This is a genomic window from Nonomuraea sp. NPDC047529 (assembly GCF_040642995.1).
Taxonomy (GTDB): Bacteria; Actinomycetota; Actinomycetes; order Streptosporangiales; family Streptosporangiaceae; genus Nonomuraea.
Genome location: NZ_JBEYTJ010000013.1, coordinates 20,432 through 44,630, shown reverse-complemented (window position 1 = coordinate 44,630; position 24,199 = coordinate 20,432). Strand labels below are relative to the sequence as shown.

The 24,199-nt window shown below is 72.4% G+C and carries 21 protein-coding genes and 1 riboswitch; of the genes, 12 read left to right on the top strand and 9 right to left on the bottom strand.

What is annotated here, in order from left to right; translation table 11 throughout:
- Positions 1–152: 152 nt before the first annotated feature.
- Together ABZ815_RS21960 and ABZ815_RS21955 are read right to left on the bottom strand one after the other, a co-directional pair.
- Positions 153–440: an Lrp/AsnC ligand binding domain-containing protein gene (locus tag ABZ815_RS21960; protein ID WP_357700639.1), complete on the bottom strand. Its 288-nt coding sequence runs from the start codon at positions 438–440 to the stop codon at positions 153–155.
- A 17-nt stretch (positions 441–457) separates the two neighbouring features.
- Complete coding sequence (locus ABZ815_RS21955) at positions 458–2,182, bottom strand: DEDD exonuclease domain-containing protein (RefSeq protein WP_357700637.1); 1,725 nt, start codon at positions 2,180–2,182, stop codon at positions 458–460.
- A gap of 181 nt (positions 2,183–2,363) precedes the next feature.
- Between ABZ815_RS21955 and ABZ815_RS21950 the strand changes: the two genes are divergently transcribed.
- The 3 genes from ABZ815_RS21950 to ABZ815_RS21940 all read left to right on the top strand — a co-directional run bounded on the left by ABZ815_RS21950 (position 2,364) and on the right by ABZ815_RS21940 (position 6,993).
- Entirely contained in the window at positions 2,364–3,872 is a 1,509-nt protein-coding gene (locus tag ABZ815_RS21950) for a serine/threonine-protein kinase (protein ID WP_357700635.1), read from the top strand.
- Positions 3,862–5,301 (top strand): serine/threonine-protein kinase, encoded by a 1,440-nt coding sequence (locus tag ABZ815_RS21945; protein WP_357700633.1) that lies wholly within the window; start codon positions 3,862–3,864, stop codon positions 5,299–5,301. The genes ABZ815_RS21950 and ABZ815_RS21945 overlap by 11 nt, the downstream gene beginning before the upstream one ends.
- A gap of 69 nt (positions 5,302–5,370) precedes the next feature.
- Positions 5,371–6,993: a hypothetical protein gene (locus ABZ815_RS21940; RefSeq protein ID WP_357700631.1), complete on the top strand. Its 1,623-nt coding sequence runs from the start codon at positions 5,371–5,373 to the stop codon at positions 6,991–6,993.
- A 192-nt stretch (positions 6,994–7,185) separates the two neighbouring features.
- Here the strand turns inward: ABZ815_RS21940 and ABZ815_RS21935 are convergent, their stop codons facing one another.
- The 3 genes from ABZ815_RS21935 to ABZ815_RS21925 are packed head-to-tail and all read right to left on the bottom strand — an operon-like array spanning position 7,186 to position 9,418.
- Entirely contained in the window at positions 7,186–8,694 is a 1,509-nt protein-coding gene (locus ABZ815_RS21935) for a PH domain-containing protein (protein WP_357700629.1), read from the bottom strand.
- Positions 8,691–9,182 carry a PH domain-containing protein gene (locus ABZ815_RS21930; RefSeq protein WP_357700627.1) on the bottom strand — a complete coding sequence of 164 codons (492 nt, stop codon included), beginning with the start codon at positions 9,180–9,182 and terminating at the stop codon, positions 8,691–8,693. The genes ABZ815_RS21935 and ABZ815_RS21930 overlap by 4 nt, the downstream gene beginning before the upstream one ends.
- On the bottom strand, positions 9,179–9,418 hold the full coding sequence (locus ABZ815_RS21925) for a hypothetical protein (RefSeq protein ID WP_357700625.1): 240 nt from the start codon (positions 9,416–9,418) through the stop codon (positions 9,179–9,181). Before ABZ815_RS21925 ends, ABZ815_RS21930 begins: the two co-directional genes overlap by 4 nt.
- Before the next feature lie 110 nt (positions 9,419–9,528).
- Here ABZ815_RS21925 and ABZ815_RS21920 point away from each other — a divergent pair, with 110 nt between their 5' ends.
- Both ABZ815_RS21920 and ABZ815_RS21915 read left to right on the top strand, forming a co-directional pair.
- Complete coding sequence (locus ABZ815_RS21920) at positions 9,529–10,752, top strand: histidine kinase (RefSeq protein WP_357700623.1); 1,224 nt, start codon at positions 9,529–9,531, stop codon at positions 10,750–10,752.
- A gap of 14 nt (positions 10,753–10,766) precedes the next feature.
- Positions 10,767–11,423: a response regulator transcription factor gene (locus ABZ815_RS21915; RefSeq protein ID WP_357700621.1), complete on the top strand. Its 657-nt coding sequence runs from the start codon at positions 10,767–10,769 to the stop codon at positions 11,421–11,423.
- Here ABZ815_RS21915 and ABZ815_RS21910 read toward each other — a convergent pair.
- Entirely contained in the window at positions 11,413–12,492 is a 1,080-nt protein-coding gene (locus ABZ815_RS21910) for a phosphotransferase family protein (RefSeq protein WP_357700619.1), read from the bottom strand. The two genes, ABZ815_RS21915 and ABZ815_RS21910, sit on opposite strands and share 11 nt — an antisense overlap.
- Positions 12,493–12,636: 144 nt before the next feature.
- Here ABZ815_RS21910 and ABZ815_RS21905 point away from each other — a divergent pair, with 144 nt between their 5' ends.
- From ABZ815_RS21905 to ABZ815_RS21880, 6 genes are all read left to right on the top strand, one after another.
- Positions 12,637–13,959, top strand: coding sequence for an NYN domain-containing protein (locus tag ABZ815_RS21905; protein ID WP_357700618.1), 1,323 nt, complete (start codon positions 12,637–12,639; stop codon positions 13,957–13,959).
- A 132-nt stretch (positions 13,960–14,091) separates the two neighbouring features.
- The gene (locus ABZ815_RS21900) at positions 14,092–15,018 is read left to right on the top strand and encodes an NlpC/P60 family protein (RefSeq protein WP_357700616.1); all 927 of its coding nucleotides are present in this window, start codon (positions 14,092–14,094) and stop codon (positions 15,016–15,018) included.
- Between the two features lie 395 nt (positions 15,019–15,413).
- A riboswitch (cyclic di-AMP (ydaO/yuaA leader) is annotated at positions 15,414–15,576 on the top strand.
- Positions 15,577–15,706: 130 nt separating this feature from the next.
- A complete protein-coding gene (locus ABZ815_RS21895) occupies positions 15,707–16,189 on the top strand; it encodes a C40 family peptidase (RefSeq protein ID WP_357700614.1) in 483 nt (160 codons plus the stop codon).
- 153 nt (positions 16,190–16,342) lie between these two features.
- The gene (locus tag ABZ815_RS21890) at positions 16,343–17,173 is read left to right on the top strand and encodes a hypothetical protein (RefSeq protein WP_357700612.1); all 831 of its coding nucleotides are present in this window, start codon (positions 16,343–16,345) and stop codon (positions 17,171–17,173) included.
- Between the two features lie 11 nt (positions 17,174–17,184).
- A complete protein-coding gene (locus ABZ815_RS21885; RefSeq protein WP_357700610.1) occupies positions 17,185–19,047 on the top strand; it encodes a M48 family metalloprotease in 1,863 nt (620 codons plus the stop codon).
- Positions 19,044–20,129, top strand: coding sequence for a glycosyltransferase family 4 protein (locus ABZ815_RS21880; protein ID WP_357700608.1), 1,086 nt, complete (start codon positions 19,044–19,046; stop codon positions 20,127–20,129). The genes ABZ815_RS21885 and ABZ815_RS21880 overlap by 4 nt, the downstream gene beginning before the upstream one ends.
- A gap of 20 nt (positions 20,130–20,149) precedes the next feature.
- On the opposite strand, the gene ABZ815_RS21875 is transcribed toward ABZ815_RS21880, so the two are convergent.
- Genes ABZ815_RS21875 through ABZ815_RS21865 form a run of 3 tightly spaced genes read right to left on the bottom strand, consistent with a single transcriptional unit; the run spans position 20,150 to position 23,222 of the window.
- Positions 20,150–21,067, bottom strand: a complete 918-nt coding sequence (locus ABZ815_RS21875; RefSeq protein ID WP_357700606.1) for a carbohydrate ABC transporter permease — start codon at positions 21,065–21,067, stop codon at positions 20,150–20,152.
- Positions 21,064–21,936, bottom strand: a complete 873-nt coding sequence (locus ABZ815_RS21870) for a sugar ABC transporter permease (RefSeq protein ID WP_357700604.1) — start codon at positions 21,934–21,936, stop codon at positions 21,064–21,066. Before ABZ815_RS21870 ends, ABZ815_RS21875 begins: the two co-directional genes overlap by 4 nt.
- On the bottom strand, positions 21,936–23,222 hold the full coding sequence (locus ABZ815_RS21865) for an ABC transporter substrate-binding protein (RefSeq protein ID WP_357700602.1): 1,287 nt from the start codon (positions 23,220–23,222) through the stop codon (positions 21,936–21,938). The genes ABZ815_RS21870 and ABZ815_RS21865 overlap by 1 nt, the downstream gene beginning before the upstream one ends.
- A 183-nt stretch (positions 23,223–23,405) precedes the next feature.
- Here ABZ815_RS21865 and ABZ815_RS21860 point away from each other — a divergent pair, with 183 nt between their 5' ends.
- Positions 23,406–24,188, top strand: coding sequence for a DeoR/GlpR family DNA-binding transcription regulator (locus ABZ815_RS21860; protein WP_357700600.1), 783 nt, complete (start codon positions 23,406–23,408; stop codon positions 24,186–24,188).
- Positions 24,189–24,199 lie beyond the last annotated feature (11 nt).

The following is a 24,199-nucleotide window of genomic DNA, read 5'->3' as shown; positions in this document are numbered from 1 at the left end:
CGGGCAGGTTCCTGCTCCCGGCCCGCCGTCTGAGGGGGTGGGCCGGAGGCGTCACGGGGCGGCGGCCGTCCGTTCGGGCCGGGAAACGCCTCGGGCCCGGCCGGGGGACGGCCGGGCCCGGGAACGGACGCGAGGGTGGCGGGGGAGCGGGGTCAGTCGGTCTCGGTGAAGCCGATCGAGAAGGCGGCGTCGAGGTCGTGCTTGGAGTAGGTGCGGAAGGCGATGTGGGTCTCGGTGTGCTCGACGCCGTCGACCTTGTTGACCCGCCCGGGGATGACCTCGGCCACCTCCTCGTAACGGGCGACCCTGACCATGGCGAGCAGATCCCATTCGCCGGTGATGGAGTAGACCTCGCTGACCCCGTCGATCTCGGCGATCGTCTGGGCGACCTCCGGGATCCGGTCTACCTCGGCCTTGATGTGGACAATTGCCGTGACCATGCATTAACTGTATCCGGTCATCGCAAAGGCCGTCCCTCGCGGTCGCGACGCTGATCAAGGCCGCGATAGGCCAGATCGATGCGGGCCTTGTGGCGGGCCGCGCCCCGGGCGGGCATCGACCACACGCCGTCGACCTCGACCAGCCGCACGCCCGGCGACTCCAGCCAGCGGAGAATGCACTCGGTCTCCTCGGCGCTGGCCGCGTGGACCGGGCCGGGGCCCGGGATGACGGCCTCCGCCATCGCCTTGAGCGAGGCGACGAAGGGCGTGGGATGGGCGCCCTTCGGCATCACGCCCGCCGCGGCCAGGCGGCCGTAGCGGACCACGTGGATGTCCCAGCCGCCGTCGAAGGCCGGGCTGGCGGCCACCAGCTCGGGGAGGCGGGTGACGGCGGTCAGGCGCTGCATGCGGGCCGCCGCCCGGACGAACGCGGCCAGCCGGTCGCGGTCGACGGAGGCCTCCTCGTAGCGCTGCTCGACCGACAGGCGCTCCATGCGGGCCGACACGGCCGTGAAGACGAGCGAGGCGTCGGAGGTCATGGCCCGGCGCGCGCTCTCGACGTGCACGGAGTATTCCTCGGGGCTCTCGTTGCCCGCGCAGGGCGCGCCGCAGCGGCCCATCTCGTGCAGGACGCAGGCGGCCCGCCGGGTGCGCAGGCTGATCGGCTGGGTGCACTGGCGCAGCGGCACGGCCTCGTGCAGGGCGATGCGGGCCTCGTCGGCCAGGCGGGTGCTGCTGAACGGGCCGAGGTAGGTGGCGTCGTCGTCCTTCAGCTCGCGCACGATCGACAGGCGGGGGAAGGGGCCGGCGGTGAGCTTGAGCCAGACCATCTTCTCCGGGAAGCGTGAGCGGCGGTTGTAGCGCGGCTTGGCGCCGCCGATCAGCCGCAGCTCTCTGACCTCGGCCTCCAGCGCGGTCGCGCAGACGACGTGGCGCACGCGCTCGGCGATGCCGATCATCTCGCGGATGCGCGGGCGGGTCTCGGCGGCCGTGAAGTAGGAGCGCACGCGGTTGCGCAGGTTGGTGCTTTTGCCGATGTAGAGCACCTCGCCGCGTTCGTCCTCGAAGAAGTAGACGCCCGGCGCGTGCGGGACGGACTCGGCCAGGTGGCGCTTGCGCTGCTGCTCGGGCGTGGGGGCGCGGACGAACGACTTCAGCTCTTCGAGCGTGTGGACCTGGAAGGAGCCGGCCCGCTCGATCAGCCCGTGGAGCACGTCGACGGTGGCCCTGGCGTCCTGGAGGGCGCGGTGGCACGGCTCGGTGGGGCTGCGGAAGAACCGGGCGAGGGTGGACAGCTTGGCGTTGGGCGTCTCGTCGCGGGTCAGCACCCGCCGGGCCAGGTCGACGGTGTCGACGACCGGGTTGGCCGGCGGGGGATAGCCGTGGGCGGCGCAGGCGGCCTTGACGAAGCGGGTGTCGAAGCTCGCGTTGTGGGCCACCAGCGTGGAGCCCCTGATGAACTCCAGGAAGCTCGGCAGCACCGCCTCGATGCGCGGGGCGGCCATCACCATGGCGTCGGTGATGCCGGTCAGCACCGAGATGAACGGCGGGATCGGCCCGCCGGGGTCGACCAGGGTGGAGAACTCGCCCAGCACCTCACCCGCCCGCACCTTGACCGCGCCGATCTCGGTGATCGAGTCTTCGGCCGGCGAGCCGCCGGTGGTCTCCAGGTCGAACACGACGAACGTGACGTCGCTGAGGGGGGTGCCTAGCTCGTCGAGGGTGCCTTGTACCGCGTCCACGTTCCAAGACCATAGAGAGGGGGTCCGACAGTTACTCCGGCGGACCACGCCGGAAGGCGTGTCGGAGCGCGCCGGAATGGCAGGTGGGGACGCGGTGAGGGTGGGCGGGAAGGGCGAAGGGGGCGAACGGGAAATGTGCTCGAATAACCATCTTTCTTGATCCTTAGTTACCCTTCCCTTTATGTCCGCGGGAAGACTTGCCGGCCGCTACGCCCTGCTGCGCCCACTCGGCGCCGGCGGCATGGGGAAGGTGTGGCTGGCCAAGGACGAGATGCTCGACCGCGAGGTCGCGGTCAAGGAGCTCACGCTGCCCGAGGGCATCCCGCCCAAGGAGCGCGCCCACGCGGTCACCAGGGCCGTGCGCGAGGCGCAGGCCACCGCCCGGCTGCGCCATCCCGGCATCGTGGCGCTGCACGACGTCATCGTCGAGCACGAGCGGCCGTGGCTGGTCATGGAGCTGCTGCGGGGCCGTACGCTGGCCGAGACCGTCCGCGAGTTCGGGCCCATGCCTCCCGAGTACGCCGCCCGCGTCGGCGCCGACGTCCTGGAGGCGTTGCTGGCCGCCCACGCCCAGGGCTTGCAGCACCGTGACGTGAAGCCGGGCAACGTGTACCTGACCGACAGCGGCAGGGTGGTGCTGACCGACTTCGGCATCGCCCGGCAGGAGGGGCAGGCCACGCTCACCGAGCAGGGGCTGATGATCGGCTCGCCCGGGTTCATCGCACCCGAGCGGTTGGAGGGCGAGCCCGGCGGCCCGGCCAGCGACCTGTGGTCGCTCGGCGCGACCCTGTTCGCCGCGGTGACCGGCGGCAACGCCTACCAGGGCTCGGTCGCCGAGCGGGTCAGGGCGACCGTGACGCAGCCGGTGCCGGTCGCGCCGGGTCCGCTCGGGCCGCTGCTGGCCGCCATGATGGCGCGTCACCCGGGCGCCCGTCCCGATGCGCGCAACGTCGTGCACGCGCTCAGGCAGGTGGCCGCGGGCGGTCAGCCGCCGGTCCCGGCGGCCGGTGAGCAGGCGACCGCTCCCCGCCGGGTCGGCCGGCGCGGCCGGCCGCTGCTGCTGTGGAGCGCGGCCGGGGCCGTGCTCGTCGTCGCCGCCGCGGCCACCGGCTTCCTCCTGCTGCGCGACGACGTCGGCGGCGGGACGCCGACCGCGTTCACCGTGCCGTTGGACGTGTGCACCCTGCTGACCCCGCAGGACGTCGGCGGCCTGCTGCGCACCCAGAGCCCGCCCAAGGCCCAGCCGGACGGCGACGAGGTGGGCCCGGAGTGCGGCTGGCCGGTCGCGGGCACCGGGGTGGGCCTGCAGGTGCAGAAGGACTCCGACACCGTCGATCCGTGGTCGATGACCGCCGACACCGCCCGCACCCTGTTCCAGAACCAGAAGCGCTACTGGGCCAAGTACGACCAGGTCGACTGGACCTGGCCCGAGATCGGCGTCAAGACCGACATGCGCTCCACGCGCACCCCCGTCCACGATCTGAAGGGGCTGGGCGAGGAGGCGTTCGCGTTCGAGCTGAAGGGCAGGACGGGCCGCGTCCACTCCGCCCACGTCTACTACCGGATCGCCAACCTGGTGGTGGCCGTCGAGTACGCCACCCTGGGCGACAAGCCGACCGACGAGGACGTCCGGCAGGCGGCGATCAAGGCGGCCAGGGCGAGCGAGCAGGCGTTGCGCCGTGCGAGGTGACCACTACCTGCTGGCCGGCCGGTACCGGCTGGTCGAGCAGCTCGGGCAGGGCGGCGCGGGCACGGTGTGGCGGGCGCTGGACGAGACGCTCGACCGCGAGGTCGCCGTCAAGCAGGTGCGGGTGCCGCCGGGGCTCAGCCCCCACCAGCGGGCCGAGTTCGCCGGCCGCGCCATCCACGAGGCCAGGTCGGCCGGACGCCTGCGCGACCCGGCCATCGTGCTCGTGCACGATGTGGTGCTCGACGGCGACCAGCCGTGGATCATCATGGACCTGGTCACCGGCCGGTCCCTGGACAAGGTGATCAAGGAGAACGGCCCGCTGCCGCCGCCGTACGCGGCCCGCATCGGGCTCCAGGTGCTGTCGGCGCTGGAGGTCGCGCACGCCCACGGCATCCTCCACCATGACGTCAAGCCGGCCAACATCCTGCTCGACGCCGACGGCTCGGCCATGCTGACCGACTTCGGCATCGCCGTCCCCATGGACGGCCAGGGCGACGGGGGTGTCGGCAGTGGCTCGCCCGGTTACATGGCTCCCGAGCGGCTCAACGAGCAGGCGCCGGGACCGGCGTCCGACCTGTGGTCGCTGGGCGCGAGCCTGTACACCGCCGTGGAGGGGCGGGCGCCGTTCGAGCGGCAGTTTCCCGCGGCGGTCGCGGCGGCGGTGCTGCTGCACGAGCCGCCCTTCCCCGCGCGGGCGGGCCGCGAGTTCGGCGGGCTGCTCATGGCGATGCTGGCCAAGGAGCCCGCCGCCCGTCCCACGGCGGCCCAGGTCCGGGAGGTGCTCAGCGGCGCGCCGGTGCGCTCGGGTCCGATCCCCGTGCGCAGGCGGCGGTGGCTGCTGCCCGTGGCGATCGCGTCCGGCGTCGCGGTGCTGGGCGCGGGCGGCTGGTACGCCGTCGGCGCGGCACAACCCGAGACCGGCCGCTACGCCGCCGCCCCCGACCCCTGCCGCCTGCTCAGGGACGCCCAGGCCGCCGAGCTGATGCGTGGCGCCGCCCGGCGCAGCGCCACGCGGGACGGCGAGTGCCAGTGGGTCGCCGGCCTGGAGGAGCGGCAGGGCCGGCGGATCACCGTCCGCACGTGGATCGAGAGGCCCGACGGCGGCCTCGGCGGGCCGCAGGTGGCGTTGCGCCGGTTCACCAGCGAGAAGGGCACCAGGAGCGCGGCCGAGGGCACCCGGGCGCGGGTGGCCGTCGGCGAGGTCGGCGACGTCGCGGGGGTGGGGGAGGCGGCGTTCGTGCAGCACCGGTTCGAGCTGTTGATGTCCTCCAGCGCGGTCGGCCGGTTCGACAGCACCGTGCTCTTCCGTTCCAGCAACCTGCTCGGCGAGGTGGTCTGGCACCGCGACGAGGTGTCGGTCAAGGCGCCGGTCGACAAGGAGACGGCGCTGCGGGTCGCCCGGCTGGTCTCCGGGGCGCTGCCGCGATGACCGTCCAGCGCACCGCACGGGCGTTATCACCATGTGTCCCCGCAAGTCAGGGCAAGCTCAGGAGTGCCAGTGAATCCCGGTAGCGAGTACGAGCCGCCGACCACCCCTCATCCGGTGCCGGGCCGGCGGTTCGAGCCGCCGTCCGGGCCGCAGCAGGGTTCGCAGCGGGGTTCGCAGTGGGGGCCGCCGCAGGAGCCGCAGTGGGCGCCGCCGGCGCTGCCGCCCACCGGGCCGATGGGCAGGCCGCCCGGCCCGCCCACTGGTCCGCCCGGACGCCGGCCGGCGTGGTTGACGCCCGTGCTCGCCGCGGCCCTCGTGGTGGTCGTGGCCGCGGGCGGCGTGGGGGCCTACCTCCTGATCTCCGACAGGGGCTCCGGGGGGACGGCGGCCGGGCCGTCGTCGTCCTCGTCGGCGGCGCACTCCGCGGTCCCGGCCGCCGCCGCGACGGGCCCGGACGTGTGCTCGATGCTGCCCCAGGACGAGGCGGAACGGCTGGCGCCCGGCGCGACGGTGGCCAAGTCGTCCAGGGACTCCGACTACACGGTCACCTTTGCCTGCAACTGGCAGAACCAGCGCATCTCGTTCGGCGAGTTCTGGCGCAGCAGGGAGATCGACGTCAAGATCGACCAGCACAAGGGCGAGGGGGCCAAGACCGGCCGCTCGATGGCCCAGAGCTCGTACGAGATGGACTACCGGGGCGCCAAGTACGGCGCCACCGCCAAGCCCTCGCTCGACCCCGACGAGAAGGAGTACGTCTCCCCGGTCAAGGACGTGACCGGCGTGGGCGAGGGCGCGTTCGCCCAGTACACCTGGCGGCGCGACGGCAAGCTGTTGTGGTACTCCTTCGGCAAGGCCCACGCCCAGGTCGGGGACATGACGATCGAGGTCAAGTTCCAGGCCGGGCAGCAGCGCAAGGACGCCCGGATCCTGTCCAACGAGAGCACCAGGTCCATCACGGAGGACAACGCGATCCGCGAGGTCAGCGGCCTGATCGAATACTTCGCCAAGGGGGTGGTCGCCTGGCAGGCGCAGCACCCCGGCGTGCTGGCCAAGCCCGACCAGGCCCAGGTCACCCAGAGCCCGACCGCCCGCCCGACGCCGTCGCCCACGGTCCTGGCCGCCTTCCCACCCGCCTGCCAGGCCGTCACGGAGGCCGCCACCCGCCTGGTGCCGAAGCCGACGACGAGGGCGCGCGCCACCGAGTCGGGCAACGACGACGAGACCGAGTGCCGCTGGCTCAACCTCGACCTGCCGGGCACGGCCGGGAACGTCAAGATCCGCAGCATGCTGATCAGCACCCACCGCTTCACCAACCGGGCGGGCGCGATCGACCCGGGCGCGGCCAAGGCGTACTACGCCGGCGAGCGCGGCGGCGACAAGAACACCGAGAAGTCGACCATCGGCGGCATCACCTGGGGCGAGGTGCGCGACCTCGAAGGGCTCGGCGAGCAGGCGTACAGCCAGTTCGTGCAGACCAGGCAGGGCGACGTGTCGGCCTCCAGCGGCACGGTGATCGCCCGTACCGGCGCGCTGGTGGTCAGGGTCGACTACTCCGGCGCCGAACGGCCCGAGAGTGAGCCGGCGAACTCGCCCAAGGTCAAGCTCATGCCGCAGAAGGAGGCGCAGGAGGGGGCGCTCACCCTGGCCAGGGCGTACCTGGCCGAACTGGTCAAGCAGCCGGTCGGAAGCTGAGCCCGCGCGTGGCGCAACGCCGCCGGTCCTCGCGTGCCGCGCGGGGACCGGCTCTCTGACAGGAGATCCGCGTCAACAGTTAACAGGGCTGCAACTCGGTTGCAAGCGGGACAAATAGCGTTGTTGACCAGCAAGCCGCCGGGCCGCGCGATCACGCTTGTCCGCTACAGGGGCATGGGCAGCCGTGGTGGATCACGCGGCCTGCCGCTCGCCACCCGGCTCGCGGATCAGGAACGGCTCCAGCAGGCCCGGCACCGCGTGCGCCGCCAGGTCGAGCCCGGCGCCGCGGCCCACGTCCAGGATCTCGTAGTGGCCGCCGCCCGCGGCCGTGCAGGCCGAGACGGTCAGCAGGCCCGAGCGCCGCTGGAAGAACGACTGGCGGAACGTCCAGCCGGTGATGCCGGCCCGGTCCAGCGCCACCGTACGGCGGACGAGCGCGCCGCGGCGCATGACCAGGTGCCGCCGGCCCAGCGCGTGCCCGAGACCGCGACGGCTCTCGGCGGCCAGCCACAACCCCGCCGGGAGCGCCAGGACGGGCGCCGCCCAGAGCCACCCGCGCGGCCACGACGCGGGCAGCAGCCACCAGGCGAGCCCGGCGCACGCCGCCAGCACGACCGTCGTCGCCAGCGCCCGCACCACCCGCCGCCGCCCGGCCGCCGCCGGGTGCGGGACGAGCGGCGCGCCCATGACGGAGCCCAGGGGCGGGCCTGTGAGGGTGGCGGCGATGCGGGTCGCCTCGGCGCGGGGGAGCGGGGGCGTGAGCGCGGCCACGTCCTCGGTCTCGTCGTCCTTCTTGGCCAGCCCGGTCGTGACGGCCTTGACGCGGGCGCCGCCGCCCAGCCGCAGCAGCAGCGGTTCGCTGATCTCGACGCCGCGCAGCCGCCGTTCCTCCAGGGTCAGCGAGCGCGTGGTCAGCAGCCCCCGGCGCAGCCTGAGCCGGCCGGGCTCGCGGTCCAGGCGGTAGCGGCCCCAGGACTCGGCGTACAGCAGGAACGCGCCGAGCGCGCCGACGGCCGCGTTGAGCGCCAGGAGCAGCGGGACCGCGAGCCAGGGCTGCGTGCTCACCCAGTCCCACAGGCTGGTCGCCGCCCGGTCGGAGAAGTCCTTGAGCCCGACGGCGCCGAGCGCCTTGTAGGCCGCGCCCAGGACCACCGCGGCGCCGGTGAACGTCCAGATCGACAGGGGCGCGTACCGGATCCAGGACCAGCGCAGCTCGGCCAGGGGGCCGTCCGCGGGCGCGGGCGCGTCCTGGCGCAGCAGCGTACGGCGCAGCATCTCGGCCGAGTGCCGGTCCAGGGCGTCCAGCGCCAGCTCGGAGCCCTCGGCCGCGTGCTCGCCGGTGCCCACCTTGACCACGGTCAGGCCGAACGCCCGGCGTACCGGGTCGGCCCGCAGGTCCACGCTGCGCACCCGGTCCAGCGGGATCGAGCGGTGCTGCCGGACGGTCACGCCCGAGCGCAGTTCGAGCCGGTCGGCGGTGAGCCGCCAGGACGTCGTACGCAGCCGGGCCTCCTCGTAGGCCACCGCCCCGGCCACGATCAGCACGGCGGCCCCCGCGCACGCGGCGACGACGCCGCCCAGGCCCCAGTCCTGGCCCACCAGGAACCGCGCCAGCCCGGCCGCCGCGCCCGCGACCAGTGCGAGCGACCTGGCCGCCGCGTTCCACAGGCTCCGGCGCGACAGGCGCTGCCAGCCGGTCACGTCGCGTCCCCGGGCGTCGCCTGGGTGCGCGCGGTGAGCAGTTCGGCCAGCTCCGCGGCGAGCGCGTGGTCCAGCGCCGTGATCTTGACCGCCCCGGCGGAGGAGGCGGTGGTCACCGTGACGTCGGCCAGCCCGAACAGCCGCTGCACCGGCCCCCGCTCGGTGTCGACCCGCTGGATCCTGGACATCGGCGCCACCTTCCACGTGTGCGTCAGCCACCCCTGGCGGACGTAGACCGCCTCGTCGGTGACCTCCCACCGCTGCACCCGGTAGGCCGCCCGCGGCTCGACCAGCGCCACCAGCAGGCACGCCACCGCGAACGCCCCCGCCGCCGCCCCCAGCCCCGGCGTACGCGGCGTGAACACCACGTACGCGCCCACGGCCGCGGCCGCCACCGGGACCATGAGGACGAGCCACTGCACCGTCCACCACGCCACCGCCCGGCGGTCGGGCCGGTGCCGCGGCGGACGCAACACGGTCCCGCTCATCGTCCCTCCTCCGTCCGGCCCGACGCCTTGGCCACAGAGCCGGCCACCGCGAGCAGCGCGAACCCGAGCACCCCGATCACGACGGCCGCGAAGATCTCGTAACCGTCGAGGAACGGCAGCACGTTGACCACGAGCAGTCCGTGCGCCCATCCCCACCAGCCGAACAGGGTGTTGAGCAGGCCGCCGATCCCCTGCAGGACCAGCAGCCAGCCGAAGACCTCCACCACCGCTTTCATGCCTCCAGCCTCGCCGCCGGGGCGGCCCGCCCGCCTCGGCCATCGGTCTGCGGCGACATCGACTTTGGTCGCTGTCGGGCGGTCCTCGGCAGGGCATAACCTCGACGAATGTGAGAGAGCTGCGGGGGGAGGGCGATCCGGCCCTGGAATACCGGTGGGCGTTGCCGTCCACGCTGCTCGGCGACGGCCGCGGGCGGCGGGTGCGGCGCTCGACCCTCGACTGGCTCTCCGACATCGCGCTGTTCCTGCTGGCCTGCGGCCTGACGTTCATCAGCCTGGAGGAGATCCGGAACGAGCCCGAGCCGCTGCTGGCCGTCGAGCAGATCGTGGGGGCGCTGGCGTGCGCGGGGGTGTGGCTGCGGCGGCGCTGGCCGGTGGCGTTCGCGCTGGTGACGACCCTGCTGTCGTCCTATCTGGAGCTGGTCGGCGGGGCCTCGCTGGTGGCGCTGTTCACCGTGGCGGTGCACCGGCCGTTCAAGGTGTCGGGGCCGGTGGCGCTGCTGTCGCTGGTCACTTTGGCCCCGTACGTGCTGCTGCGGCCCCAGGAGGACCTGACGCCGCTGTGGGGGGCGGCGTTCGGGGTGACGATCGTGGTGGCCGTGTACGGCTGGGGCATCGTCATCCGGGCCAGGCGGCAGCTCGTCTGGTCGCTGCGGCAGCGGGCCGAGACCGCCGCCGAGGACGCCAAGCGGCTCGAACGCGAGCGCATCGCCCGCGAGATGCACGACGTGCTGGCCCACCGCATCTCGATGCTCAGCCTGCACGCCGGGGCGCTGGAGTTCCGGCCGGACGCGCCCGCCGAGGAGGTCGCCAGGGCGGCGGGCGCGATCAGGAGCAACGCCCACCTGGCGCTCCAGGACCTGCGCGAGGTGATCGGCGTGCTGCGCCACACCCCGCCCGGCGCCGCCGACCCGGTGCCCGACCGGCCGCAGCCGACGCTGGCCGACCTGCCCGCGCTGGTCGAGGAGTGCCGCCAGGCGGGCATGGACGTACGCTTCGACCTGGGCGCCGCGGACGGCGTCCCCGAGGGGCTGGGCCGTAACGTCTACCGCATCGTGCAGGAGGCGCTCACCAACGCGCGCAAGCACGCGGGCGGCGCGCCGGTGGCGGTGGCCGTGGCGGGGGAGCGGGGCGAGGGAGTCTCGGCGGAGGTGCGCAACCCGGTGTGGACGCGGCACGGACCGCGCATGCCGGGCGCGGGCGCCGGGCTCATCGGGCTGACCGAACGGGCCGAGCTGGCAGGCGGAAGGCTGGAGCACGGCGTGACGGACGGCGAGTTCCGCGTCCACGCCTGGCTGCCGTGGCCGCACGAGAAGGACGGGGACCGGGGTTGAACGACGGAGGGCTGATGGACGCGCCGATCAAGGTGCTGATCGTGGACGACGACGCGATGGTGCGGGCCGGGCTGTCGATGATCCTCGGCGGGGCCGCCGACATCGAGATCGTGGGCGAGGCGGCCGACGGGGCCGAGGTGCCGCCGCGGGTGGCCGAGCACCGGCCGCACGTCGTCCTGATGGACATCCGCATGCCGGGCGTCGACGGGCTCACCGCGACCGAGGCGCTGCGCCGCACCGCCTCGCCGCCCGAGGTCGTGGTGCTGACCACGTTCCACGCCGACGCCCAGGTCGTGCGGGCGCTGCGCGCGGGGGCGGCCGGGTTCCTGCTGAAGGACATCCGGCCCGGCGACCTGGTCGACGCCATCAGGAGGGTGGCCGCGGGCGAGCCGATCCTGTCGCCGGCGGTGACGCGGCAGCTCATCGCGCACGTGTCCGACGGGGGCGGGCGCGACCGTACCGAGCGGGCGCGGGGGCTGCTCGGGCGGCTGAGCGAGCGGGAGCGCGAGGTGGCGCTGGCGGTGGGGCAGGGCAGGTCGAACGCCGAGATCGGGCGCGAGCTGTTCATGAGCGTGCCCACGGTCAAGGCGCACGTCTCGCGCATCCTGACCAAGCTCGACCTGAACAACCGGGTGCAGGTCGCGCTGCTGGTCTACGACGCTAGCGGGTGAGCAGCTCCTCGATGGCGGCCCGGTGGAGCACCAGGTCGTCGGGGTCGTCCGGCATGGGCTGCTCGCCGAAGTGGATCCGGCGCTGCCACACCCTGGCCATGATGATGCCGTGGCGGAGGGCGGCGTACATTTCGTAGAAGTCGAGGTCTCGGGGCTCGTAGCCAGTTATTTCGCAATATTTCTGGCATACGTCGGCGCGGTGCATGAAGTCCGGTATGCCGGGCAGGCCCATCGTGACCGCGAGGTCCTGGAAGAAGCGGTGCAGGAAGATCATCCAGGAGACGTCCAGCTCGCGCGGGCCCACGGCGGCCATCTCCCAGTCGAGCACCGCCACCGGCGTGAAGTCCCGGTACATGATGTTGCCGATCCTGGCGTCTCCCCAGGTCAGGACGTCGGGGCCGGGGTCGTCCGGCCAGTGTGAGGCCAGCCAGTCGAAGGCCCGCTCCAGCACGGGGATCGGCCGCTCGCCGTGCGCCCACCGGTAGTAGGCGCGTTGGGCCTCGACGTGGGCGCGCAGGCCGTCCCCGCCGCCGGGGGCGAGCGGGCCGAGCACCGCGACGTCCTCGCCCGTGCACGGCGTCTCGTGCAGCGCGGCCATGAGCCCGACGCTCGCGTCCTGCAACCGGCGCCGGTCGCCGGGGGAGGCGTCGTGCAGCCAGCCCCCGAACGTGTACGGCATGACATCGGGCGGCACGTCCCCCTCGGCCTGCTCCATGACGAAGAACGGCGTCCCGAGCGGCGCCGGGTCGGGCTCGAACCAGAGCGGCCTGGGCGCTGGGATTCCAGCTTTCTCCCTGGCCAGTCGCATGATCTCGAACTGGGCGCGCAGATCGTAGGAGGGGAACACCGGAACGGCTTCCTTCGCAGGTGCGAGCCTGGCCACGCACCGCCGGGTCTCCTCGCCCCACGTGGCGGTGAAGAACAGCGTCTCGCTCGACATGCCGTTGCCGGAAGGGCGTGAGAGCTCCGAGACCGCGGCGTCCCCGCCGACCCGGCCGCGCAGCCAGCCGGACGCGCGCTCGCGCAGTTCCTCCAGGTCACGCGTGGACGTGCGCATCTGTTCCGTCACCGCTCACCTCCACGCCGCACGGCTGCCCCGGCTCAGTCGTATACCCCCTACCAAGCGCTTGTCTAGGTTCAAGGGACCGTTACGGTCAGGTACGCAAGAGCCGTACCCTTGTCTGAAAGGGCATGTCACGAAGGGACAAGTGGGATGAGTTCAGCGGGTGAAGGCCTGTCTCGCCCGCTTCCCGAGCAGGTGCGCCTCAACGTCGTCGACCTGGCGGCGCAGGTTCTCGGCACCATGCCCGCGGTCTCCGTGCCGCCGCCGCTGCGCGGCATCGCCAAGTTCGACCCGCGCAAACGCGCCAAGCTGGGCAGCGCGCCGATCGCCGCGCAACTGGAGAACGACAAGAAGTTCCGCGAACTGGTCGCCGAGTCCGTCGCCGCCGGATGGCCCGAGCTGGTCGCCGCCCTGGCCGAGGGGAGCGTGCCGCCCGCCGCCGACCCCGTGCTGGTGGCGGCCGCAGCCTATCTCACCAGGCCGCCCGGCTGGGCGGAGATGATCGAAACCGCCCGCGCCGACCTGGAGCAGTCCGCCGTGGCGGCCGAGGGCTCCGAGCGCGAGGAGGCGGTGACCCGGCTGCGCGAGCAGCTCGCCGCGCAGAAGACCGCCGCCAAGGAGGAGGCCGACCGGCTGCGCGAGCAGATCAAGGCGGCCCGCGCCGAGAACTCCGACCTGCGGCGCAAGCTCCACGACGCCCGCGAGCGGGCCAAGGCCGCCGTCCGCAGGGCCGAGGAGATGGAGCAGGCCGCCGACGACGCCCGGCACGCCGCCTCCACGGCCGGCAACGCGGGCGAGGCCGAGCTGCGCCGCCTGCGCGAGCGGCTGGCCGACGTGGAGAGGCAGCTCGAAGCCTCCCGCCGGGCCGCCCGCGAGGGCCGCAGCATCGAGGACGCCCGCATCAGGGTGCTGCTCGACGCGCTCCAGGACGCCTCGGCCGGGCTGCGCAGGGAGCTGGCGCTGCCCACCACGATCAGTAAGCCCGCCGACTCGGTCGCGGCCAGCACCGGCGAGCGTCCCGGGGTGCGCGGCGTGCCGGCGCGGGCCCTGGCCGACGACGACCCGCAGCTCCTCGACCAGCTCCTGGCGCTGCCGCAGGTCCATCTGATCATCGACGGCTACAACGTCACCAAGACCGGCTACGGCACGTTCACCCTCGCCGACCAGCGCAACCGGCTGATGACCGGCCTGGGCGGCCTGGTCGCGCAGACCCGCGTCGAGGTGACGGTGGTCTTCGACGGTGCAGAGCTCAACGCGCCCGTGCAGGTGGTGGCGCCGCGCGGGGTGCGGGTGCTGTTCAGCGCGCCGGGGGAGATCGCCGACGACCTCATCCGCCGGCTCGTCCGCGCCGAGCCGCCCGGCCGGGCCATCGCCGTCGTCTCCTCCGACCGTGAGGTGGCCGAGTCCGTCCGCCGGATGGGCGCCAGACCCGTTCCGTCGGGTCTGCTGCTGCGCCGGTTGGGCCGCGCATAAGTTACGAATTAGCACTATTGGCGAGACCCCACCCGCCACTTCTGTACTATTTCGCCCCAGGTGTAATCCCTGGGAGGCGACGCTGTGAGGTTTGGCCGGGTCACGTTGGCGGCGGGTCTCGCGATCGGGCTGATGACGGTCCCGATGGGTGCGGCGCTCGCTGATCCCAAGCCCACTCTCAAGCAGGCCAAGGCCAAGCTGGAGAAGCTGAACGACAAGGCCGACAAGGTCGTCGACCGGTACAACACGGCGACCGAGGAGTACAAGAAGGCCAAGAACGCCTACACCAAGCTGAACGACCGCTACAAGCAGAAGCTGCAGACGGTCGCCGACCTGCGGGCCGACATCATCAGGGCGGCGGTGGACTCGTACAAGATGGGCGGGGACGTCGCGTCCCTGCCGGGCTTGATGGGCGCGGACGACCCCGAGAACCTGCTGGCCGGGATGGCCATGGCCGGGCAGCTCTCGCGTGAGCGGCTGGAGAAGCTGGCCGCCTTCGACCGCGAGAACAAGGGGCTCAAGGTCGAGCGCGACAACGCCGAGACCGCCCTGGCGGACGCCGACAAGGAGCGGGACGCGGTCCAGAAGGAGCGCGCCGAGGTCCTGAAGCTGGTCGGCGAGCAGAAGAAGCTCCTGGACAAGCTGGGGGCCTACAACCCGGGCAACCCCAACAGCACCGGCATCAAGTACACCGGTCCCGCCTCGGGCAACGCGGCCGCCGTTCTGCGCTTCGCCTTCGCCCAGGTCGGCAAGCCGTACATCTTCGGGGGCACGGGCCCGCGCGGCTACGACTGCTCAGGGCTGACCCAGGCCGCCTGGCGCGCGGCCGGCGTCTCGTTGCCGCGTACGACGTGGCAGCAGTGGGCCTGGGGCTCCGGACGCAAGGTGGACATCAAGGACCTCCAGCCCGGGGACCTCATCTTCAGCGAGGGGCTGGGGCACGTCAGCATCTACGCGGGCGGGGGCAAGATCGTCCACGCGCCGCAGACGGGTGACGTCGTGAAGGTCGTCCGGCTCTCGGACTACCGCCGCCCGCTGGTCGGAGCCATCCGCCCCTGACCTCCGGTCCACCGGGACTCCTCCCGACACTCGCCCTCGGCCGCCCGTCTCGAAGGCCGCAGGGACCACCGGCGTGCCCGCTCTTCCGGCCTGTGGGACGAAGGGGACAAAAGGTGTCAAAGGGCCCTGACAAGCGCCTGCGTCAGGAAGTGTGAGAAGGGTCACATTTAGGTAACGGAGCCTGTGGCTCCAGCAGGGGTTTCCTCCCTTACTCGTGCCTTTATTCGATCTTTACAACCTGACTCCCCCTTTGCACTTTCTTGACCCCTCGGCGTAGTTTCTGGCGTCGCGGTCGGCAAGCCATGCGAGCCGCGAATCGACATCGGAACCCCCGATGTGGACCACATAAAAATCCGTCGGTCGCCGCCGATATCCCCATTCAGGCACATCAATCGAGTGGCGACCTGCCGAGTCCGTGCAGCCAGGAGGCGCGGAGCCGGGGACCCAAAGATCCCGTCATCCCCCGGGATCAGGGGTGAATCGGCGCGTTCAGCGCCGTAGGGCGACTTCCAGGCCCGAATCCGTCAGCTAACCCGGTAGGCGTTCGTGGAAGACACAAGGAGAAATCCTGTCTACCTCCCTGCATAACCCCCGTCTGTCCCGTCTCGCCCTGAAGGGCGTCGCACTCACGATGACCGTGACGGCCGGAGGTGCGGTTCTCCATGCCGTGCCGGCCGGGGCGCAGACGGTGAGCGAATCGGCCGTCAGGCTCACCGCGGTGTCCAGCACCGCCGAGGCGGCCACCACCAGGTCGGCCAAGTCGGCGAAGAGCGCCAGGTCGGCCAAGGCGGCGAAGGCCGCCAGGCAGAAGGTGAGGGCCCACAAGGCCGTCGCCGTCGCCAAGCACCAGATCGGCGACCCGTACCGGTACGGGGCCACGGGTCCTGGTGCGTTCGACTGCTCCGGACTCGTCCAGTACGCCTGGAAGAAGGCCGGGGTGCGACTCCCACGCGTGACGAGCAGCCAGTTCGCCCGCATTCGGCACAAGGTCTCCTGGCGGAAGCTCAAGCCGGGCGACCTGATGTTCTTCAACGGGCTGGGCCACGTCGGCATGTACGTCGGCCACGGCAAGATGATCCATTCGCCGAGGACCGGCGAACGGGTGCGCATCGACAAACTGGGCGGATGGCGGAAGTCGTCGTTCGTCGGCGCGGTGCGTCCCGGCGCGTGACAACAGGCCCCGCCCGGACCCTCCCCGGTCCGGGCCGGGGCCTGTCGCATGTCCGGCTTCCTGCTGCGAACCGCAGGTCCGGCCTTGCGGAGAGGGCGTGGGCCCGGTCTCGTGAAGGGGGCGTGCGGGCCGCGGGCCGACTAGCATCGGGCCGTGTCCTCGCAGGTGCGTCCGTCCCTCCGCGGTCCGCGTCTGCTCCTGCCCGTCCTGCTGCTGGCGGCGGTTCTCGTGGTCGCCGACGCGCCGCCCGGCGCCGTCCTGCCCGCCGGGGCGCGCGATCTGTGGGCCGGCGGCGGTCAGGTGGTCCGCGGCGGACGGTCCGTGGTCGTGGGGCATCACGCCGAGCCCGGCGTGCTCGCCGATCTCGCCCGTCGCGCCGACCTCGCCGGTCGGCGGGTGTCCGCGCTGCTCGGCCGGCCGGTACGCGCGCTGGTCGTCGTACCGGACTCCGACGCCGAGGCGGCCGGGCTGGCGGGCACGGGCCCGCTGGACGGGCTGGCCGCGGTGGCCGACGGCCCGAGGGTGATCATCGTCCCCGGCTCCTTCGCGCGGCTCACCCCCACCGGACGCGACGTCGTCCTCACCCACGAGCTCACGCACGTCGCCGCAGGCACCGACCGGCTGCCCGTCTGGCTCTACGAGGGGTTCGCCGACTACGTGGCCTACCGCGACGCCGGACTCCCCGTCAGGACTGCCGCCGCCGAACTCGCCGCCGAAGTACGGGCCGGCCGGCTGCCGAGCGAGTTGCCCGGAGCCGCGGCTTTCGCCCCCACGGCAGCCGACCCCGGACGGCTCGCGCGGGCGTACCAGGAGGCCTGGATGGCGTGTCGCTTCCTCGCAGACCGGTTCGGTGACGGGACCCTGGTACGGCTCTACCGTGATGCCCGCGTGGCCGGCGTCGATCAGGCGCTCGCCTCCGTGGGGCTGACCGCCGAGACACTGGCGGCACGGTGGCGCGAGTACGTACGAGAGCAGCTCGCGTGAAGGGGAGGCAGATGAGCGAGCGGAACGACCCGCCCCGGGAGGGGGACGAGCCCGCGGGAGCGGTCGCCAGAGGGGCCGACGAGCCCGGTACGGCGGTCGCGGCGGGCCACGGCGGCGGTGTGGCCATCAGGGACGACGAGGACGGGCGCCCCGGCGACGGCGGCCCGCCGGAACCCTCCGGCACCACCGAACCCCCCGAGTCCCCAGGTCACCCCGACGACCCGGACGACCCGGACACCTCCGGCCCCACCCCCGGCGAACGCCCCGACGCGGACGCCGACCCCGACACCGAGGACCCCCGCCACCTCCATCCCCCCACCCCCGACGAGCGCCCCCACGCGAAGGACGCCGAGAGCCCCGCCGAGAACTCCGCCGAGAACTCCGCCGAGAGCGCGGACGCCCCGGGCAAGCCCGGCAAGGGCCGAGGCGACGGCAAGGGCGGCAAAGGCGGCAAGCGTGGCAAGGGTGGTGAAGGCGGAAAGGACGGCGCGGGCCGCCCCGGCGACCCGTCGGACAGCACCACCACCCCCAAGGACGCCCCCGACGACGCCGACCCCCGTCCCGGCCCCGGCGACCTGGTAGGAACGGCGGAACACCTGATCGCCCGAGAACGGCAACGCGCCGAATCCCGCTCCAGGCGCGCCGCAGGCATCGCCCTGGCCCTGGTCGGCGGCGTGATCCTGGCCGTGGCCGCGTTCACCACCCCGTGGCGGGTCCTGGCCGCCGGCGCGCCCGCCGTCACCCCCGACCCCGCCCGCGACTTCAGCGCCGCCCAGATCGCCAGGGCGCAGGCGTTCGACGCCGCCACCTCCCTGCCCGGCTACATCTCGCTCGGCATCACGGTCCTGTTCGCCGGGCTGCTGGTCCTGACGCCGTTCGCGGCGAAGGTGCTGGGGGTGCTCAGGGGCCCGTGGTGGGTGCGGGTGGTCCTCGGCGTGGTGGTGCTCACCGCGATCACCGAGGTGCTGCGGTGGCCGCTCGGCATGTGGTTCGAGACGATCCTGCGCGACTACGGCCTGTCCACCCAGGACTGGGCGGGCTGGACCGTCGACCGGCTCAAGAACACCGGCGTCGGCGTGGTGCTGCTGTCCGTCATGCTGCTCGCCCTGGTGGCGCTGGCGCGCAAGGTGCGCCGCTGGTGGATCCCGGCCGCCGTGGGCGCGTTCGCGCTCACGCTGGGCGTGTCGTACGTCTACCCGGTGGTGTTCGAGCCGCTGTTCAACGACTTCACCTCCATGCCGCAGGGCTCGCTGCGGTCGGACCTGCTGGCCATGGCCGAGCGGGACGGCGTCCCGGTCAAGGACGTGCTGGTCGCCGACGCCTCGCGGCGCACCACGGCGCTCAACGCGTACGTGTCGGGCTTCGGGGCCACGCGCCGGATCGTCGTCTACGACACGCTGCTGAAGGCGCCGGAGTCGGAGGTCGAGCTGGTGGTCGCGCACGAGCTGGGCCACGCCAAGCACGCCGACGTGCTCGACGGCACCCTGCTCGGCGGCCTGCTGGCCGGGTGGGGCACGATCGTCCTGTTCCTGCTGGTCGGCCCGCTGCGGCGGCGTACGGGGATCGCCTCGGTCGCCGACCCGCGGGCGATCGGCGTGCTCATGGGCCTGATGACCCTGGGCTCGATGGTCACCGACCCGGCCCAGAACCTGATCACGCGGCACGTGGAGGCGCGGGCCGACGTGCACGCCCTCGACCTCACCAGGGACCCGGCCACGTTCGTCGCGATGCAAAAACGCCTGGCCATAACCAACATTTCCGACTTGTCGCCGGATGCGGTGGAATATGTGCTCTATGCCTCCCATCCCTCCACCCCCGAGCGCATCGCCCTGGCCCGGTCGTGGGCGAAGCTGAACGGCGTCCCCGAACCGTGACCAACGTGGTCTTCGTGACGAACGACTTCCCGCCCAGACCGGGCGGCATCCAGTCGTTCGTGCACGGACTCGCGCTCCGCACACCGGGTGTGGCGGTCTACGCCCCCACCTGGCCGGGGTGCGAGGAGTTCGACCGGCGTCAGCCGTACCGGGTCGTACGGCACCCGACGCGGCTGATGCTGCCCACTCCGGCCGTCGCGCGCACGGCGGCCGGGCTGGTGGCCGAGCACCGTGCCGAGACCGTGGTCTTCGGCGCGGCGGCGCCGCTCGGCCTGCTCGCGCCGCGCCTGCGCGCGGCGGGCGCGCGGCGGGTGGTGATGCTCACCCACGGCCACGAGGCGTCGTGGGCGGGCGCGCCGGGCTTCCGTTCGGTGCTGCGCAGGATCGGCGCGCACGCCGACGTGGTCACCTACCTGGGCGACTACACGCGCGAGCGCCTGGCGGCGGCGATCCCCGCGCACAAGCTCGTACGCCTGGCGCCCGGCGTCGACGCCGACCAGTTCCACCCGCGGGCCGCCAAGGCGGCGCTGGGCCTCGACGGCCGGCCGGTGGTCGCCTGCGTGTCCAGGCTGGTCCCGCGCAAGGGCCAGGACCAGCTCATCCGGGCCTGGCCCCGCGTGCTGCGCGCGGTGCCGGGCGCGGTGCTGCTGCTGGTGGGCGGCGGCCCGTACCGGTCGCGGCTGGAGCGCATGGCGGGCGGCCGCGAGTCGATCAGGTTCACCGGTACGGTCCCCGCCGCGAGCCTGCCCGGCTACTACGCGGCGGCGGACGTCTTCGCCATGCCCTGCCGCACCCGCTGGAACGGCGTGGACGTCGAGGGCCTCGGGATCGTCTTCCTGGAGGCGTCGGCGACCGGCCTGCCGGTGGTCGCGGGCAACTCCGGCGGCGCGCCGGACGCCGTACGCCCGGGGGAGACCGGCCTGGTCGTGGACGGCGAGGTCGTCGCGGACGTCGCCCAGGCCGTCGTCGACCTGCTCGCCGACCCGGCGCGGGCGCGCAAGATGGGCGCGTGCGGCCGGGACTGGATCACCCGCGAGTGGACGTGGGACCAGGTCGCCACCCGCTTCCATGCCCTTCTCTGAGCCCTCCTCCGGGCCCTCCTCTAACCTTTGGTGGACCCCAGCGTGAGCCCGGCGACGAACTGCTTGTGCAGGAGCTGGAAGACGATCAGCGTGGGCAGCGCCACCAGCACGGACCCGGCCGCCAGCAGGTTGTAGTCGGTGAAGAACTGGCCGCGCAGGTTGTTCAGCGCCGAGGTCACCGGCAGCTTGTCGCCCGAGGACATCAGCACCAGCGCCCACAGGAAGTCGTTGTACATCCAGGTGAACTCCAGGGTGGCCAGCGCCGCCAGCACCGGCCGGCACAGCGGCAGCGTGAGCCGCCAGTAGCGCTTCCACACGCTCGCGCCGTCCACGAGGGCCGCCTCGGTGATCTCCTCGGGGATCGTCCGCATGAAGTTGGCGATGACGAAGACGCAGAAGCCGAACTGGAACGCCACGTGGATGAGGATCAGCCCGAGGTAGGAGTCGTAGAGCGACTGGGAGTCCGACAGCCAGGCGGGCAGCGGCACCAGCGTGTAGAGGGAGTAGAGCGGGGTGATGAGCACCTGCGGCGGCATCAGGTTCCCGGCGGTGAACACGATCAGCAGCACCTTGCGCCCGGGGACGCGCACCCGCGCGACGGCGAACGCCGTGAACGAGGCCAGGAACAGCGTCACCAGCAGCCCGGGGACGACGATGATCAGCGTGTTCAGGTAGTAGTGGGGCAGCTCGGCCTGGCTCCACGCCTTGGCGTAGTAGTCCAGCGTGAGATGCTCGGGCAGCGAGAAGTAGCCCAGCCTGGCCGTCTCCTCGTACGGCCGCAGCGAGGCGTAGAGCGACAGGGCCAGCGGCAGGAACCAGCCCAGCGCCACCAGCGCCAGGAAGGCGTGCAGCAGGATCCGCAGCGGCCGCACGGGCCGGCGCGCGGGCGCGCGCCGGCCCTGGGCCGGGGGAGCGGGGGCGGGCGCGGTGAGCGTCATCGCTCCTCCTTGAACAGCTGCGACAGGTACGTGACGATGAACCCCAGCGAGGTCGCCAGCAGGATCACGGCGATGGCCGAGCCGAAGCCGATGCGGCTGGCCTCGCCCACGATGTTCTCGGTGACCAGCACCGACAGCAGCTCCAGGCCGTTCCTGCCCTTGTTGACGGCGTAGACGATGTCGAACGCGCGCAGCGCCTCGATCACGGTGATGACCAGCACGATCACGTTGACCGGCCGCAGCGTCGGGAACACCACGCGGAAGAAGGCCTGCGCCTCGGTGGCCCCGTCGATGGCGGCGGCCTCCTTCAGCGCCGGGTCCACGGCCTTGAGTCCGGCCAGATAGATGATCATGACGTACCCGACGTGCCGCCAGCCGGCCGCGAGCATCACGACCCAGATGTTGATCGAACGGTCGCCCAGCCAGTCCACGGTCAGGCCGGTCACCGCGTTCAGCACGCCGTAGTCGGAGGAGTAGACGAGCTGCGCGATGAAGCCCACCACGGCCAGCGACAGCACGACCGGCATGTACAGCGCGCTCTGGTAGACCCGCGACAGCCGCAGCCGCCGGTCCAGCAGCACCGCGCAGAACAGCCCGAACGGCGTCGCGACCAGCCCCAGGAAGCCGAGCCACAGCACGTTGTTGCGCACGGCCGACCAGAACGGCGGGTAGGCGGTGGCCAGGTCGTGGTAGTTGCGCCCGCCCACCCACTCGATCGGCCCGATGCCGTTCCAGTCGGTGCCGGACAGCGCGGCGGAGGCCAGCGTGGGCCCCCAGATGAGGCCCACGTTGACGATGACGGCCATCCCCAGCCCGATGACCAGGACGGTCACGTCGCGGGCGGAGTAGCGACGGGTCTTGACGGTCATCAGCGGAAGAGGTTGGCCTTCTGCTTCTCGATGCTCACCAGCAGGGACTCGATCTCGTCCGGCTTGCCGACGAACGCCTGGAGGGAGGGGATCATCACGGTCGAGGCGAAGTCCGGCCGGGTGTCGCGGTCGAGGAACTGCGCCAGGTGGGTGGCCTGGGAGACCAGCTCCGCGCCGCGCTTCTGCAGGGCGCTGTAGCCGCCGGTGTCGGCCTTGGAGCTGGCGGCGAGCGTGCCCGGGTCGAGCTTGGTCGCCTCGTTCTGGGAGGAGCCCTTGGCCAGGTGCCTGAGCAGGGCCTTGGCGCCGTCCACGTTCCTGGCCTTGGCCGAGATCATGTAGCCGTCGATGGGGGCGTCGATCGAGTCGGTGCCGTACGCGGGGTTGATCTCGGGGAAGGTGAAGAAGTCGAGGTCGTCGCGGTCGGCCTCGGGGAACTGCTGGGCGACGAACATGCCGAGCAGGATCATGCCGGTCTTCTTCTGCGCGAGCGACTGCCCGGCCTCCTGCCAGGTGCGCCCGAGGGCGGCCGGCTGGTGGAACTCCATCAGCCCCCGCCAGGTGTCGAAGACCTGCTTGACCCGGGGGTCGGTCCACGACTCCTTACCGGCCATGAGCGAGATGTGGAAGTCGTAGCCGTTCGTGCGCATGTTCAGGATGTCGAACGTGCCCATCGCCGGCCAGCCGTCCTTGTCGGCGAACGCGATCGGCACCAGTCCGTCGGCCTTCATCCTCCTGGCCAGGGCGGTGAACTCGTCCAGGGTTTTCGGCGGCTCGTACCCCTTGGCCCGCCACAGGCTCTTGCGGTAGAAGACGGCCCACGGATAGTAGGTGAACGGCACGAAGTACTGCTTGCCGTCGATGCCGGTCGACTGGTCCTTGAACGCCTGCGTGTAGTCGCCCCCGATCTCCTGCCACACGTCGGAGATGTCGGTCGCCAGGCCCTGCTGGGCGAAGAACTGCATCCGGTAGCCGGCGAACCAGGTGAACACGTCGTCGGGCGTGCCCTTGAGATAGCGGTTGATGTTCTCCTGGAACGTGTTGTGGTCGACCGTGTTGACCTTCGGGACGGCCTGGGTGAAGCCCTTGAGCACGGTCTCCAGGGCCTTCTTGGGGACCTCGTCGGAGGCGTTCGAGCCGATGGTGACCGTGCCGAGCCCGCCGCCGGACGACCTGCCGGGCGCGGTGGAGGGGCTGCCGGACCCGCAGCCGGCGAGCACGGCGGGCACGCCGAAGGCGGCGGCTCCGAGGAGTAGACGGCGGCGGGAGATCGGCATACGTCGGTCCATGGTGGTTCCTCCTTGCCGGACCCTTCAGATTCCCCCGAGTTCGTTCACACCCATTCATCGAAAGACGAACTTTCACTGCTGTCAACGCACTGTTTCATGACGTTTTCGACGCATTCACCAGGTCGCTGTCATGTCATGATGCGAACGGGATGGTGTCGGAACCTGTTGGGATCTGGTGATGCGATGCTCGCCCCGCAGCGTCAGCAGGCGATCCTGGACCTCGTCCGGCAGAACGGCGGCGTCAGGGTCGTGGACCTGGTGCGCACGTTCGGCGTCTCCGACATCACGATCCGGCGCGACCTGGAACTGCTGGCCGAGCGCGGCCTGCTGGCCAAGGTGCACGGCGGCGCGACCACCATCGGCTCCACCAACGAGCCCGGCTTCGCGGCCAAGTCCGTGCAGCAGGAGGAGGAGAAGCAGGCCATCGCCGGGCACGCCGCCGCGCTCGTACGTCCGGGCACGGCCGTGGCCCTGTCGGCCGGCACCACCACCTGGACGCTCGCCCACCACCTGGGCCAGGTCCCGGGGCTGACCGTCGTGACGAACTCCGTCCGGATCGCCGACGTCTTCCAGCACGCCGGCCGCCCCGACCAGACGGTCGTGCTCACCGGCGGCGTGCGCACCCCCTCGGACGCGCTCGTCGGCCCGGTCGCGGTCGCCGCGATCCGCCAGCTCAACGTGGACCTGCTGTTCCTGGGAGTGCACGGCATGACCGCCAGGGCGGGCTTCACCACGCCCAACATGATGGAGTCCGAGACCGACCGGGCGCTGGTCGAGGCGGCCTCCAGGCTCGTGGTGCTGGCCGACCACACCAAGTGGGGCACCGTCGGCATCAGCACGATCGCCCGGCTCGACGAGGCGGACGTGGTCGTCTCCGACACCGGCCTGCCGGAGGCGGCCAGACAGGCGCTGTCGGAGCGGGCGGGCCGGCTCGTCCTGGCACAGGCGCGGCCCGTCACCGGGTAGCGGGCCCGTCA

What these genes read in the sequence shown, in the direction of transcription:
- ABZ815_RS21905 (WP_357700618.1), top strand. Translation starts at nt 12,637, where the DNA reads ATGAGTTCAGCGGGTGAAGGCCTGTCTCGCCCGCTTCCCGAGCAGGTG.
- ABZ815_RS21960 (WP_357700639.1), bottom strand. Translation starts at nt 440, where the DNA reads ATGGTCACGGCAATTGTCCACATCAAGGCCGAGGTAGACCGGATCCCG.
- ABZ815_RS21870 (WP_357700604.1), bottom strand. Translation starts at nt 21,936, where the DNA reads ATGACCGTCAAGACCCGTCGCTACTCCGCCCGCGACGTGACCGTCCTG.
- ABZ815_RS21900 (WP_357700616.1), top strand. Translation starts at nt 14,092, where the DNA reads ATGACGGTCCCGATGGGTGCGGCGCTCGCTGATCCCAAGCCCACTCTC.
- ABZ815_RS21915 (WP_357700621.1), top strand. Translation starts at nt 10,767, where the DNA reads ATGGACGCGCCGATCAAGGTGCTGATCGTGGACGACGACGCGATGGTG.
- ABZ815_RS21930 (WP_357700627.1), bottom strand. Translation starts at nt 9,182, where the DNA reads ATGAGCGGGACCGTGTTGCGTCCGCCGCGGCACCGGCCCGACCGCCGG.
- ABZ815_RS21860 (WP_357700600.1), top strand. Translation starts at nt 23,406, where the DNA reads ATGCTCGCCCCGCAGCGTCAGCAGGCGATCCTGGACCTCGTCCGGCAG.
- ABZ815_RS21865 (WP_357700602.1), bottom strand. Translation starts at nt 23,222, where the DNA reads ATGGACCGACGTATGCCGATCTCCCGCCGCCGTCTACTCCTCGGAGCC.
- ABZ815_RS21875 (WP_357700606.1), bottom strand. Translation starts at nt 21,067, where the DNA reads ATGACGCTCACCGCGCCCGCCCCCGCTCCCCCGGCCCAGGGCCGGCGC.
- ABZ815_RS21925 (WP_357700625.1), bottom strand. Translation starts at nt 9,418, where the DNA reads ATGAAAGCGGTGGTGGAGGTCTTCGGCTGGCTGCTGGTCCTGCAGGGG.
- ABZ815_RS21950 (WP_357700635.1), top strand. Translation starts at nt 2,364, where the DNA reads ATGTCCGCGGGAAGACTTGCCGGCCGCTACGCCCTGCTGCGCCCACTC.
- ABZ815_RS21885 (WP_357700610.1), top strand. Translation starts at nt 17,185, where the DNA reads ATGAGCGAGCGGAACGACCCGCCCCGGGAGGGGGACGAGCCCGCGGGA.